This window comes from Streptomyces sp. NBC_00631 (genome assembly GCF_045206895.1).
Taxonomy (GTDB): domain Bacteria; phylum Actinomycetota; class Actinomycetes; order Streptomycetales; family Streptomycetaceae; genus Streptomyces.
In genome coordinates, this window is record NZ_CP107734.1 from 7466147 (window position 1) to 7479174 (window position 13028).

Genomic DNA, 13028 nt, shown 5'->3' on the forward strand with positions numbered 1-13028 from the left:
AGCCGCTTGCTTGCCGCTCCACACGCGGGAGGTGCATCAGTCACTGGGGCGGCAAGCTCCCCGCGGCGGTGAGGTCACCGGAGGTGCGGAAGCACCTCGGCACCCAGTCGTCGTACGTTCTCCTCCGTGGCCGCCAGATCCCCCGAGCCTTCGGTCAGCAGGGCGAAACGGGAGATGCCGGTCCGCTCGGAGGTGGCGGCGAGCCGGTCGACGCACAGTCGCGGGGTACCCACCGGGTGGAGTCCGCAGAGCAGTTCGGTGTACGCGAGGGGGTCCCGCATCGACCGGAACCGGCCGTCCACCGTCACATGGGCCTCCAGGCCCTGCTTCAGCCAGCCCGGCATCGCCTTCGTCAGCGTCTCCGCGGCGTCGGCGCGGCGGTCCGCGATCTGGCAGACGCCGGCGGAGACATGGGCCGCCCCGGCGATCTCGTCGCCCGGCCGCCCGGCCGCCCGCGCGTGCTGCCGCCACAACGCGACCATCTCGGCCTTCTCCTCGTCGCCGACGTGCATCCCGAGCAGCATCGGCAACCCCCGCTCCGCGGCCAGCCGGATGCTCGCCGCGGAGGTGCAGGCGACCACCACCTCCGGCCCCGGCGCCTCCGTCAGCGCCTCCGACGGGCGCGGTACGACGGGGACTTCACGGAACGAGAAGCGTGGCCCGGAGGCCGACACGGCCGGTTCGCGCAGCCAGCGCGTCAGCAGATCGAGTGATTCGGGGAAGCCCTGTTCGTACGCCTCCAGGCCGGATCCGAAGACCTCCAGATCCACCCAGGGCCCGCCCCGCCCCACGCCGAGCGTGAAGCGGCCGCCGCTCGTCACGTGCAGCAGTGCCGCCTGCTCGCCGAGGGCGACCGGGTGGACGGTGGGCAGTACGCTCACCGCCGTACCGACCCGCAGACGCCGGGTGCGGCCCAGCAGTAAAGCGGCCAGGGTGACCGCGGACGGGCACGTGCCGTACGGCACGAAGTGGTGCTCGGCCAGCCAGACCGCGTCCAGACCGGACTCCTCGGCCACCTCCGCCGTGCGTACCGCCCGGTGCAGGGCTTCCCCCTGCCCCTGGCCCGGGAACTGGGCGGCCAGCACAAAACTACCTACGCGCATCGTTTCTTCCTGCTTTCCTGGCTCCGACCCGGAGCTCCCCCACCGGGCATAACCGTCTGACACGTGCCGAGGACACGGCCTGGCGGAAAGATTTGCGGATTGTCTGGAGAATGGGTCGCCCTGAAGGGGGACTTGTGTGGGTTGGCGCCCTACGCGTACCCCCGTGCGCGCGTCGTAGGCTGGACACAGCCCGTGCTTCCTGTATAGCCCCGAGAGGTGTCCCGTGTCCCCGCGTCGCAACCGACCCAAGGGCCCGAACTCCGCGGCCTCGTCCGGCCGGAGCGCCGAGGCCGACCGTTCGGACCGCTACGGCGGCTGGCAGTCCACCGAGAGCTGGCAGGGCGAGGAGTGGAGCGTACGGCACGTGGCGGGCGCCAGCGCGGTCGGCAAGACGTACCGCTGCCCCGGCTGTGACCAGGTGATCCCCTCCGGTGTCCCGCACGTGGTGGCCTGGCCGGAGCACTCGGGCGTGGACGAGCGCCGGCACTGGCACAAGGCCTGCTGGAACGCGAAGGACCGCCGCACCACGCGGGTGCAGCGGTCCCGGAACATGCCGAAGTTCTGAGCGCCTTGCGTCCTGTGCGCGCTGTCTGTCCTACACGTCCCGCTTCTCCAGCAGCGCGTACGCGCCAGCGAACGCGACGGCCGTCACGCCCAGGATGATCCACAGCGGGTCCCAGCCCGAAGGACCGGAATCGCTGAGGGAGTTGGAGTAGAAGACGCTCAGCTGGTTCGGGATCGAGTACTCGAACAGGGCCGTGCGCACCTTCTCCAGCGACGACGAGAACATGAACAGCGCGATCACCAGCGGGGCGAGCACCGCGCCGATCATGATGGTGATGGCCCCCGCCGAGTGCCGGATGACCGATCCGATGATCAGCGAGAGCAGCCCGAGCAGCGCGATGTAGAGGCTGACGCCGAAGGTTCCCTTCAGCCATTCCCCGCCGGTCGGCGTCCGGGCGACGTCGCTCAGCATCGACACCTGGGTCATGGCCACGAACGCGCTGGCCGCCAGGGTGATCACGAACGCGACCGCGAAGAAGACGATCGCCTTCGCCGCGAGCACGCGCGCACGGGAGGGGCAGGCCACCATGGTCGTGCGGATCATGCCCGTGCCGTACTCCGAGGCGGTCGTCAGCACGCCGAGCGTGATGATGCACATGCTGCCGAGCAGCAGCCCGAAGAAGCCGAGCGACAGCGCGTTGCTGCCGGTCAGGTCGTCGGACGAGGAGGAGTTGCTGACCACCGCGCCGGCCAGGAGGCCGATGCCGATCACGAGGAGAACGAAGACGCCGAGCGTCCAGATCGTCGAACGCACCGACCTGATCTTCGTCCACTCGGACGCGATCGCGTGCCCGAGGTGGGTGCGCAGCACCGGGATCGGCGAGATGTAACCGGGGTACGAACCGCCGGGCGCCGCCTGCGGCAGCGGAGGCTGGTGGGTGCTCATCGGGCGTCCTCGGGCTTGGTCAGGTCGGCGGGGGCGGAAGTGGCGGCGGCGGGTGCGGGAGCGGGCTGCGCCGCTCCGTCCGCGGGCACCGGCGTGGGCGCAGCCGCGGGCGCCGGCTGGACGTAGGGGTTCGGAGCGGTCTGGGGAGCCCCGTACGGGCCCTGTGGCGCGCCGAACCCGCCCGCCGGTGCGCCTTGCGGCACGGGCGGTGCTACGGGCGCCCCCGGCGCTCCGTACGGCCCTCCGAACGGCCGGCCGCCCTGCTGGGGTGGCGGTGGGGCGTACCAGCCCGGCTGGCCCTGCCCGGGCACCGGCATCGGCGGCTGGGCGCCGGGCGGCAGGGGCTGCTGGAAGCCGGTCTTCTGGTCGATGCTGGACCGGTAGTCGACGGCGCCCTGCGTCATCCGCATGTAGGCCTCCTCAAGCGAGGCCTGGTGCGGGGACAGCTCCCACAGCCGTACGTCCGCCTCGTGCGCGAGGTCGCTGATCCGGGGCAGCGGCAGCCCGGTCACTCTGAGCGCCCCGTCCTGCTCCGGCAGGACATGGCCGCCGGCCTCGGTCAGCGCCGAGCTGAGCTTCTCGCGCAGCTGCGGCTCGGTGTCCGGGGTGCGCACGCGCGCGAAGTCCGCGGAGTTGGCCGAAATGAAGTCCGTCACGCTCATGTCGGCGAGCAGCTGGCCCCGGCCGATGACGATGAGATGGTCGGCGGTCAGCGCCATCTCGCTCATCAGATGAGAGGAGACGAAGACCGTACGGCCCTCGGCGGCCAGGGACTTCATCAGGTTGCGCACCCAGAGGATGCCCTCCGGGTCGAGGCCGTTGACCGGCTCGTCGAAGAGCAGCACTTGGGGGTCGCCGAGGAGCGCGGCGGCGATGCCGAGGCGCTGGCCCATACCGAGGGAGAAGCCCTTGGAGCGCTTTCCGGCCACGTCCTGGAGGCCCACCACCCCGAGCACCTCGTCGACCCGGCGGGCCGGGATGGCGGAGAGCTGGGCCAGGGAGAGCAGGTGGTTGCGGGCGGACCGGCCGCCGTGCACGGCCTTGGCGTCGAGCAGCGCGCCGACCTGGCGGGCGGCGTTCGGGAGCTTGCGGTACGGGTAGCCGCCGATCGTCACCGTGCCGGCGGTCGGGTTGTCCAGCCCCAGGATCATCCGCATGGTCGTCGACTTGCCCGAGCCGTTCGGCCCGAGGAAGCCGGTGACGGCTCCGGGACGTACCTGGAAGGAAAGGTTGTACACGGCGGTCTTGTCGCCGTAGCGCTTGGTCAGGCCTACAGCCTCGATCATGCTCCGCACCCATCGAAAGGATCAGGACAGCGGGGCAGACGCCCCCCGTAAGGGTTAGGAGGATATCGGGGCGCTGACGGTTCCGGCCAAGAGCGTGCAAAGAATCGGCGCGGCAGCGCCGGTCACTGAGCGTCGCGCCGCTTCAGCAGGACGTACCCGCCGACGAGCGCGGCGATCACCCACAGCCCCATGATCCCGAGCCCGCCCCACGGCCCGTAGGGCGCGTCGTCGCCGACTCGCGGCACCACCTGCATGATGTGGCTGCCCGCCTGGTCCGGCAGGAACCGGCCGATCTTCTTGGTCGCGTCGACGTTGCCGAGGATGTTGGAGATCAGGAAGAAGAACGGCATGAGGATGCCCAGGGACAGCATCGGTGAGCGCAGCATCGCGGCCACGCCCATGGAGAACATGGCGATGAGCGTCATGTAGAGCCCGCCGCCGACGACCGCGCGCAGCACCCCGGGGTCGCCGAGGTGGGCCCGGTGGGAGCCGAGCATGGCCTGCCCCAGGAAGAAGGCGGCGAAGCTGGTGACCATGCCGACCCCCAGCACCAGGGCCGCCGCCACCGCGATCTTGCTGAAGAGGAAGGTGGCCCGCTGCGGCACGGCGGCCAGCGAGACCCTGATCATCCCGGTGCTGTACTCGTTGGAGACGACGAGCACCCCGAAGACGATCATCGCCAGCTGACCGAGGGTCATCCCGGCGAAGCTGATGTTCGTCGGGTCGAAGGAGAGCCGTTCCCGCGCGGGCATGTTGGAGAACTGGCTGTTCGCCAGGGCGGAGAGCAGCATCCCGAGGGCCACGGTGACCACCACGGCCAGGGACAGCGTCCACACCGTCGAGGCGACGGACCGGATCTTGGTCCACTCGGACCGTACGACCTGAGTGACGACGGCCATGTCATGCCCCCTTGTCCCAGTCGGTGCCCCAGGCCTGTGGCACCGGGGGCGAGTCGGCGTGCGCGTGGTACTCGACGGACTCCGCCGTCAGCTGCATGAACGCCTCCTCCAGAGAGGCCTGCTGGATGCTCAGCTCGTGCAGCACGATCCCGTTCTGCGCGGCCAGCTCCCCGATCGGCTCGGCCTTTCCGCCTTCGGCCTCCAGGGCTCCGGCGCCCGTCTCGACGACGGTGATCCCGGCCCCGTGCAGCACGTCGAGCAGCCGCTCGCGCTGCGGGGAGCGGACCCGGACGTACGACCGTGAGTTGGTGCGGATGAAGTCCGCCATGGAGGTGTCGGCGAGCAGCCGGCCCTGCCCGATGACGACGAGGTGGTCGGCGGTCAGCGCCATCTCGCTCATCAGGTGGGAGGAGACGAACACGGTCCGGCCCTGGGCGGCCAGGGTCTTCATCAGGTTCCGGATCCAGTGGATGCCCTCGGGGTCGAGCCCGTTCACCGGTTCGTCGAACATCAGGATCCGCGGATCGCCGAGCAGCGCCCCCGCGATCCCGAGCCGCTGCCCCATCCCGAGCGAGAACCCCTTGGCCTTCTTCCGCGCCACCGCCGTCAGCCCGACGGTGTCCAGCACGTCGGCCACCCGCGTCCGCGGAATCCCGTTGCTCTGGGCGAGGCACAGCAGATGGTTGAAGGCGCTGCGCCCGCCGTGCACCGCCTTCGCGTCGAGCAGCGCCCCGATGTACGTCAGCGGGTCCTTGAGCTGCTCGTACCGCTTGCCGTCGATCCGCACCCGGCCGGCCGTGGGGTGGTCGAGTCCGAGGATCATCCGCATGGTGGTGGACTTCCCGGCGCCGTTGGGTCCGAGGAACCCGGTGACGATGCCGGGTCTGACGGTGAACGTGAGGTCGTCGACCGCCGTCTTGTCGCCGTAGCGCTTGGTCAGGCCCACCAGCTCGATCATGCGGCCACGCTAAGACCGGTCTGCGGTGGCTGCCACCTGGGCTACTCCTCCGGTTCCCAGGCGAGGAGCCGGTCGAAGACCGTGCCGGTCGCCGTCGAGCTTCAGGGAGTCCACCGGGACACGGCCGTACAGGGCGAGGTCCAGCTCGCGGGCCGGGCCCGCGAGCGAGGCGTCGGCCGCGGGGGCGGGGGTGCCCCGGGGAAGACACCCCGAGACCCCTCACCTCTGCGACGAAGGCCCGCACCCCCGAAGGGACTGCGGGCCTTCGCTCGAACGACGAGGAAGTCGTCTTGACGCGGCGCGTCAGCGGGACTGCTGAGCCGGGACCCCGCGGGAGATCGGCTCGTCCTCCGCCGGGGAGCTGGCGGCGGCCACCGCGGCGCCGGTCAGCGTGGCCAGCATCTCGCGGACGTTGGTCAGCTGGGCGTTGATGCTGTCGCGGCGGTTGGTCAGCGCGGCGAGCTCACGCTCGGATTCCGAACGGATCCGGTCGGCCTTGGCGTTCGCGTCCGCGACGATGTCCTCGGCCTGACGCTGCGCCGTCTCGACCGTCTGGCGGGCCCGGCGCTCGGCGTCGGTGCGCAGCTTCTCGGCCTCCAGGCGCAGCTGCTCCGCGCGGTGCTCGATCTCCGCGAGGCGCTTCTCGGCCTTCTGCTGACGCGAGGCGAGGTCACGCTCGGACTGCTCGCGGCGCTTGGCGAGGTTCGTCTCGAAGTCGGCGGCGGCCTGCGCGGCCTTCGCACGGGTCTCCTCGAAGAGGGCGTCCGCCTCCTCGCGCTTGGACTGCGCGTCCTTCTGGGCCTCCGAGCGCAGCTGCGAGGCGTCACTCTTGGCCTTCTCGACGATCCGGACGCCCTCGTCCTCGGCCTTGGACTTGCGCTCCGCAGCGAACGATTCTGCGTCGTTGCGCACCTGCTGGGCCGCCGACTCGGCGAGCTCGCGGTGCTGCTCGGCCGCCCGCCGGGCCTCCTCGCGCAGGTCCTTCGCCTCCTCCTCGGCGAGGCGGAGGATCTTCTCGACACGCGCGCCGAGACCGGCGTAGGACGGCTCCGCGTCGCTGACGGCGGCCTGGGCGTTCTGAGTTTCGAGGTGGAGCTCCTCGATGCGCTTTTCCAGAGCGGTGATGCGGGCGAGAGCGCTGTCACGGTCGGAGACGAGCTTGGAGATCCGTTCGTCCACCTGAGCGCGGTCGTACCCACGCCGCACAAGCTCGAAGCCGTAGGGGGAAGTGTCGCTCATGGGTTTCCTGTCGAGTGAGACCGGTGAGGTGATAGGTGGAATCCTAGGGGCCGATGCGGTGTGTCATCGAGCGGATGCGTGTTTGATCTGGAGAATGACACCACTTTTGGGTGGCCGGCTGTGAGATCGCTTGCCAAAGCCTCTGCCAAAGGTTCACTCAAAAGTCCCAGAAGACTACAGAACGGACCTCGGTCTCTAGCCTTCTGACGACTTGCCACCCGATCGAGGCGCTCCCACCGTGCTGCCCGCCTTGACTCCGCCGTCCTTGGCGGACGACGGGGCCTCGAAGGACTCCAACGCCTCCAGGACGTCCTGGACACGGGAGATCTCGCCGTTGATGTTCTCCCGCCGGCGCTCCAGGATCTCCAGCTCGCGCTTTCCCTCCTCGACCGTGCGGCGGGCCTCGCGGATCGCCTCGGCCTTGAGCTCCTCGGCCTCCCGGACCAGCGTGGCCTTCTTCTGCTCGGCCTCCTTGAGTAGCCCCTCGGCCTTCTTGACGGCGGCGATCCGGACCTTGCCCGCCTCGGAGTTGGCCTCCGAGACCAGGTCCTTGGCCTTGGCCTGGGCCTTGGCGAGCTGCTCCTCGGCCGCCTTGATCAGCGCGTCGCAGCGGTCGCCGGTGGACTTCATGGTCTCGGCGGCCTCACGGCGGGCCCGCTCGTGCAGCTCCTCGATCTCGGCGGTGATGCGCTCGCGCAGCTCCTCCGCCCGCTCCCTTATGGCGGTGGCGTCCCGGCGGGCGCCGACCAGCAGCTCGTCCGCGTCCGTACGGGCCTTCTCCACGCGCGAGTTGCCCTCGACCGTGGCCTCGGACACCAGCCGGTCGGCCTCCTTGCGGGCGGCGCCCACCATGGTGTCGGCCTGCGACTCGGCGTCCGCGGTGGTCTTCATCGCCTGCTGCTGCGCCTCGGTGAGCAGCTTGTCGGCCTCGGCCGCGGTCTCGTTGATCAGCGTGTCGACCTGTTCGGCCACGTCCTGACGCCGCTTGTTGGCGTCCCTGCGGGCCTCGTCGAGGGTGCGGTCGGACTCCTCGCGGGCCGCGCCCAGCATGCGCTCGGCCTCCGCCTCCGCGTCCGCCTTGAGCCGCTCGGCGTCGGCACGGGTCCGGTCGGCGTGCAGCTGGGCGGAGCCGACCGTCTCGGCGGCCTCGGCGCGCAGCCGCTCCGCGTCGCCGGTGGCGTCCGCGATCAGCTTCTCCGCCTTGGCGATGGCGTCCGCGCGGACCCGGTCGGCCTCGGCGATCGTCTCGTTCTGGAGCCGCTCGGCCTCGCTGCGCGCCTCGGTGATGAGGGTGTCGGCCTGGGTCGCCGCGTCCGAACGCATCCGGTTGGCGTCCTCACGCGCCTCGGCACGCGTGCGCGTGGCGTCCTGGTCCGCCTCGGCGATGGTGTCGGCGGCATCGGTGCGCACCCGCTGGGCGTGCGCGGCCGCCTCGGACCGCAGCCGCTCCGACTCGGTCATCGCGTCGGCGACGGTCCGCTCGGCGAGCGCCTTCGCCGCCTCGGAGGCCTCGGCCGCCTCGCGCCGGATCCGGGTCGCGTCCTCGCTGGCCCGCTCCCGCTCGGCGTAGGCGTCGGCGCGGACCCGGTCCGCCTCCTCCTCGGCCTCCCGCCGGGTACGGTCGGCGGCGTGCTCGGCGGCCGAGCGCAGCCCGGTGATCTCCTCCTGCGCCTGCTCGTGCAGCCCGGCGACCGAGTCGCGTACCTGCTGGGCGTGGAGTTCGGCGGCCGACACCATCTCGGTGGCCCGCCGGTCCGCCTCCTCGACCAGCCGTACCGCCTCGGCCTGCGCCTCCTCGACCCGGTTGCGCGCCTGGGCCAGCAGGTCCTCGCTCTGCTCGCGGGCCCGCTCCCGCTCCTGGCCGGCCTCCTCACGCGCCGAACCGAGCAGCTCCTCGGCCTCCCGGCGGCGGCGGGCGGCCTCCTCCTGGGCGGCGGCCAGCGTCTCGGACGCCTCCGTGGACAGCCGCTCGGCGGCCGCCTGCGCCTCGGCACGCACCCGGTCGGCGGAGTCCTGGGCCTCCTGCTTGAGCCGCTCCGCCTCGGCCGCGGCCTCGGACCGCAGTCGTACGGCGATGCTCTCGCCCTCCGCGCGAGACGCCGACGCGTCGGCGGCGGCCTCGTCGCGCAGCCGCTCGGCCTCGGTCTCGGCCTGCTGCTGGAGCGTACGGATCCGCTCCGCGGCCTCGCCGCGCAGCCGCTCGATCTCCTCGGCGGCCTCCCGGCGGATCCGGCCGGCCTCCTCGCGCGCCTCGGTCAGCGACCGCTCGGCGCTCGCCAGCCGGTCCTCGGCCTCGGTGTGCAGCCGGGTCAGCTCCTCGGCGGCCTCCGCGCGCCGGGCCTCGACGCCCCGCTCGGTCTCCTCACGCAGCTCGGCCGCGGCCCGCTCGGCGTCCGCCTTGAGCGCCTCCGACTGCTCCTGGGCCTCCTCGCGGAGCCGGTCGGCCTCCTGCCGGGTGCGCTCCAGGGTCTCCTCGGCCTGCCGGCGCAGCGTGGTCGCGCGCTCGATGGCCTCGGTGCGGACCTTCTCGCTGTCCGTGGTCGCGGTCTGCCGCAGCTCGTCGGCGTCGGCCTTGGCCTTGGCGAGCAGCTCCTCGGCGGACCTGGCCGCCTCCTCGATCTGCTGCACGGCCTCGCGCCGGGCCTCGGCGCGGATCGACTCGCCCTCGGCGACCGCGTCGGACCGCAGCTGCTCGGCCTCGCCGCGCAGCCGGCGGGCCTCCTCCTGCAGCTCGACCGTCTTGGCGCGGTACTCCTTGGTGTCGTCCTTCGCCGTGCCCTTGAGCTGCTCGGCGATGTCGTGCGCCTCGGCGCGCAGCCGGTCCGCCTCGGTCTCCGCCTCGGTGCGGATCCGCTCGGCCTCCTCGGCGGCGGCCCGCGTGGTCTGCTTGGCCTCCTCGGACGCCTTGTTGAGGACGTCCTCGGCGGTCTTGGCGGCCTTCGCCAGCTGGGAGGCGCTCTCCTCGGCGGTGAGGCTGCGGGCCTTCTCGGAGGCCTCCGCGATGATCTTCTCGGCCTCGGCCCTGGCGTCCGCGACGGCCTGCTCGGCGTCCGCCTTGGTGGCCTCCGCCTCCTTGGTGGCCTCGCTGACCAGCCGGGCGACCTGCTCCTTGGCCGTCTGGGTGCGCTGCTGGTTGGTGGCCTCGGCGCTGGAGAGGGCCTTCGTGGCGTTCGCCTCGGCCTCGGCGACCAGCTTCTCGGCCTCGGACTGCGCCTTGCGCAGCGCCTCCTCGGCCTCCGCCATCCGCTCCTCGGCGGCCCGGCTCAGCTCACCCGCCTGCCGGCGGGCCGTGTCCGACTCCGTCGCGGTGGAGTTGCGGAGCTGCTCCGCGTGGTCGGTGGCCTCCTGGGCCTGCGTGGACGCGGCGTTCAGCAGCCGCTCGGCGTCCCGGCGGGCGCGCAGCAGGATCTGCTCGGCCTCCGTACGGGCCGCCTCGGCGTCGCTGGTCAGCCGCTGCCGGGCCTCGTCGGTCAGCCGCTGGGCCTCGGCGCGGGCGGCGGCCATGGCCTGCTCGGCCTCGGCGCGGGACTCGTCGAGCAGCCGCCGGGCCTGCGACTCGGTGCGCGCCCGCAGCTGCTCGGCCCACGACACGTTCTCGTTGACGTGCGACTCGACGGTCTGCCGGCGCTCGGCCAGCTCCTGGTCCAGCTGCTGGCGGCGGGTCACCGCCTCCTGGTGCAGCTCGGCCTGGAGCCGCGCGGCCTGTTCGGCGTGCTCCTGGAGGATCCGCTGGGTCTGCGCCCGGGCCTCCGCGGCCACCCGCTCCGCCTCCTGGCGGATCTGGTCGGCCTGCACCTGGGCGTTACGCAGCAGCTGCTCGGCGTGGTAGCCGATGTCACCGCCGTCGAACGCGGGCCGGGACATGATGGTGCGCCGCGCCTCGTGCAGCTTGGCGCGCAGCACCTCGACCTGGTAGCCGAGGTCCTCGGCATGCTGGATCGCCTTTTCCCGCTCGGTCTTCAGCCGTTTCATCTCGGCCTCGAACCGAGAGAGGTGGTCGACGTCAGCCGCCGGCTCTCGCTCCTGGCTCTCGTAGCCCCGCACTGCGCGGTCCCATCCGTCCCCTGGTCGCAACCTTCTCCGAACGAGCTCCGTCCATCCGCCGAACGGGGCCCCCGGGGAATGGTGTCAGATCAACGGCGGAGCACGGGCTGCTGCCCCGACGCTCGTCCCCCGAAACCCGGACCCCGGCATGCGGCCGCCCCGGCCCTGCGAACCTGCGAAGGGACGACCGCCCCCAACCCTACCGGCCCATATGTACGAGGGTCAGTGCTCAGGTGACTCAACAGCCGCCGAAGTGACCAGTTCTGTCAGTACGCCGTGGCAATCCTTCGGGTGCAGGAAGGTGATCCGCGACCCCATGGAGCCGATCCGTGGCTCCTCGTACAGAACGCGTACGCCCTTGGCGCGGATGTCGGCCGCGTCCCCGTCCACATCCGCCGTACCGAAGGCGATGTGGTGCACGCCCTCGCCGTTCTTCGCGAGCCACTTGCCGACCGCCGAGTCCTCCCGGGTCGGTTCGAGGAGCTGCAGGTAGGAGGCGCCGCCGTCGGACGTCTCGTTGATCTTGAGCATGGCCTCGCGCACGCCCTGTTCCTCGTTGACCTCGGTGTGGAACACCTCGAAGCCGTACGTGGCCCGGTAGAACTCGACGGTGGCGTCGAGGTCGTGGCAGGCGATCCCGATGTGGTCGATTCGCGTCAGCATGGATTCAGTGCAGCGCCACGACGGTGGTTACGCAACGTGCCAGCGATCACACTGACGGCCCGATGACGGCACGGAGTGCCACGCAATACATTCGAAGTACACCCTCATCTGGGGGGATCCCCCAGACCCCCCACTCGTTCACTCCTCGGCAGTGCAGCCGGTAAGGGGATTCGCAGCTCATGACTTCTGGAACCACGGGAACCACCTCGGTGATCGTCGCGGGCGCGCGGACGCCCATGGGACGACTGCTGGGCTCGCTGAAGTCCTTCTCCGGAGCCGACCTCGGCGGCTTCGCGATCAAGGCCGCCCTCGACCGTGCGGGGATCGGGGGCGACCAGGTGCAGTACGTGATCATGGGGCAGGTGCTCCAGGCCGGCGCCGGGCAGATCCCGGCCCGCCAGGCCGCCGTGAAGGCCGGCATCCCGATGAACGTCCCGGCGCTCACGATCAACAAGGTGTGCCTCTCCGGCCTCGACGCCATCGCCCTGGCGGACCAGCTGATCCGCGCGGGCGAGTTCGACATCGTGGTCGCGGGCGGCCAGGAGTCGATGACCAACGCCCCGCACCTGCTCCCGAAGTCCCGTGAGGGCTTCAAGTACGGCGCCGTCGAGATGCTCGACGCGATGGCCCACGACGGCCTGACCGACGCCTGGGAGAACATCCCGATGGGCGAGTCGACCGAGAAGCACAACACCCGCCTCGGCCTCCGCCGCGAGGAGCAGGACGAGGTCGCCGCCCTGTCCCACCAGCGTGCCGCCGCCGCCCAGAAGAACGGGATCTTCGAGGCCGAGATCACCCCGGTGGAGATCCCGCAGCGCAAGGGCGAGCCGGTCGTCTTCAGCAAGGACGAGGGCATTCGCGGCGACACCACGGCCGAGTCGCTGGGCAAGCTGCGCCCGGCCTTCACCCGCGACGGCACGATCACGGCCGGCTCCTCCTCGCAGATCTCGGACGGCGCCGCGGCCGTGGTCGTGATGAGCAAGGCCAAGGCCGAGGAACTGGGCCTCACGTGGCTCGCTGAGATCGGCGCCCACGGCAACGTGGCGGGACCGGACAACTCCCTGCAGTCCCAGCCGTCCAACGCCATCCGGCACGCCCTGAAGAAGGAGGGCCTGGACGTCTCCGACCTCGACCTCATCGAGATCAACGAGGCCTTCGCCGCCGTCGCCGTGCAGTCAATGAAGGACCTCGGCGTGTCCACCGAAACGGTGAACGTCAACGGTGGTGCGATCGCCCTGGGCCACCCCATCGGCATGTCCGGAGCGCGCCTGGTGCTGCACCTGGCCCTTGAGCTCAAGCGCCGGGGCGGCGGGGTCGGCGCGGCCGCGCTGTGCGGTGGCGGCGGTCAGGGCGACGCGCTGATCGTGCGGGTGCCGAAGGCCTGAG

Annotated in this window: 10 protein-coding genes; 2 read left to right on the forward strand and 8 right to left on the reverse strand. The window is 71.5% G+C overall.

What is annotated here, in order from left to right:
- Positions 1 to 74: 74 nt before the first annotated feature.
- Positions 75 to 1103 carry an LLM class flavin-dependent oxidoreductase gene (locus OHB00_RS34495; RefSeq protein ID WP_406440647.1) on the reverse strand — a complete coding sequence of 343 codons (1029 nt, stop codon included), beginning with the start codon at positions 1101 to 1103 and terminating at the stop codon, positions 75 to 77.
- A 223-nt stretch (positions 1104 to 1326) separates the two neighbouring features.
- Here OHB00_RS34495 and OHB00_RS34500 point away from each other — a divergent pair, with 223 nt between their 5' ends.
- Positions 1327 to 1668, forward strand: coding sequence for an ATP/GTP-binding protein (locus OHB00_RS34500; RefSeq protein ID WP_406440649.1), 342 nt, complete (start codon positions 1327 to 1329; stop codon positions 1666 to 1668).
- Between the two features lie 30 nt (positions 1669 to 1698).
- Here OHB00_RS34500 and OHB00_RS34505 read toward each other — a convergent pair whose 3' ends face one another.
- From OHB00_RS34505 to mce, 7 genes are all read right to left on the reverse strand, one after another.
- Positions 1699 to 2553 (reverse strand): ABC transporter permease subunit, encoded by an 855-nt coding sequence (locus OHB00_RS34505; protein ID WP_406440651.1) that lies wholly within the window; start codon positions 2551 to 2553, stop codon positions 1699 to 1701.
- On the reverse strand, positions 2550 to 3839 hold the full coding sequence (locus tag OHB00_RS34510; RefSeq protein WP_406440653.1) for an ABC transporter ATP-binding protein: 1290 nt from the start codon (positions 3837 to 3839) through the stop codon (positions 2550 to 2552). Before OHB00_RS34510 ends, OHB00_RS34505 begins: the two co-directional genes overlap by 4 nt.
- Positions 3840 to 3961: 122 nt before the next feature.
- The gene (locus OHB00_RS34515; RefSeq protein ID WP_406440655.1) at positions 3962 to 4738 is read right to left on the reverse strand and encodes an ABC transporter permease subunit; all 777 of its coding nucleotides are present in this window, start codon (positions 4736 to 4738) and stop codon (positions 3962 to 3964) included.
- Position 4739: 1 nt separating this feature from the next.
- Positions 4740 to 5696: an ABC transporter ATP-binding protein gene (locus OHB00_RS34520; RefSeq protein WP_406440657.1), complete on the reverse strand. Its 957-nt coding sequence runs from the start codon at positions 5694 to 5696 to the stop codon at positions 4740 to 4742.
- Between the two features lie 303 nt (positions 5697 to 5999).
- Positions 6000 to 6935, reverse strand: coding sequence for a cellulose-binding protein (locus OHB00_RS34525; RefSeq protein ID WP_406440659.1), 936 nt, complete (start codon positions 6933 to 6935; stop codon positions 6000 to 6002).
- 195 nt (positions 6936 to 7130) lie between these two features.
- Positions 7131 to 10979: a polarized growth protein Scy gene (scy, locus tag OHB00_RS34530; RefSeq protein ID WP_406440661.1), complete on the reverse strand. Its 3849-nt coding sequence runs from the start codon at positions 10977 to 10979 to the stop codon at positions 7131 to 7133.
- Between the two features lie 222 nt (positions 10980 to 11201).
- Positions 11202 to 11642 carry a methylmalonyl-CoA epimerase gene (gene mce, locus OHB00_RS34535; RefSeq protein WP_089098737.1) on the reverse strand — a complete coding sequence of 147 codons (441 nt, stop codon included), beginning with the start codon at positions 11640 to 11642 and terminating at the stop codon, positions 11202 to 11204.
- A gap of 179 nt (positions 11643 to 11821) precedes the next feature.
- Here mce and OHB00_RS34540 point away from each other — a divergent pair, with 179 nt between their 5' ends.
- The gene (locus OHB00_RS34540) at positions 11822 to 13027 is read left to right on the forward strand and encodes an acetyl-CoA C-acetyltransferase (RefSeq protein ID WP_406440663.1); all 1206 of its coding nucleotides are present in this window, start codon (positions 11822 to 11824) and stop codon (positions 13025 to 13027) included.
- The last annotated feature ends 1 nt before the right edge of the window (position 13028 follow it).

What these genes read in the sequence shown, in the direction of transcription:
- OHB00_RS34540 (WP_406440663.1), top strand. Translation starts at nt 11,822, where the DNA reads ATGACTTCTGGAACCACGGGAACCACCTCGGTGATCGTCGCGGGCGCG.
- OHB00_RS34515 (WP_406440655.1), bottom strand. Translation starts at nt 4,738, where the DNA reads ATGGCCGTCGTCACTCAGGTCGTACGGTCCGAGTGGACCAAGATCCGG.
- OHB00_RS34525 (WP_406440659.1), bottom strand. Translation starts at nt 6,935, where the DNA reads ATGAGCGACACTTCCCCCTACGGCTTCGAGCTTGTGCGGCGTGGGTAC.
- OHB00_RS34495 (WP_406440647.1), bottom strand. Translation starts at nt 1,103, where the DNA reads ATGCGCGTAGGTAGTTTTGTGCTGGCCGCCCAGTTCCCGGGCCAGGGG.
- mce (WP_089098737.1), bottom strand. Translation starts at nt 11,642, where the DNA reads ATGCTGACGCGAATCGACCACATCGGGATCGCCTGCCACGACCTCGAC.
- OHB00_RS34505 (WP_406440651.1), bottom strand. Translation starts at nt 2,553, where the DNA reads ATGAGCACCCACCAGCCTCCGCTGCCGCAGGCGGCGCCCGGCGGTTCG.
- OHB00_RS34520 (WP_406440657.1), bottom strand. Translation starts at nt 5,696, where the DNA reads ATGATCGAGCTGGTGGGCCTGACCAAGCGCTACGGCGACAAGACGGCG.
- OHB00_RS34510 (WP_406440653.1), bottom strand. Translation starts at nt 3,839, where the DNA reads ATGATCGAGGCTGTAGGCCTGACCAAGCGCTACGGCGACAAGACCGCC.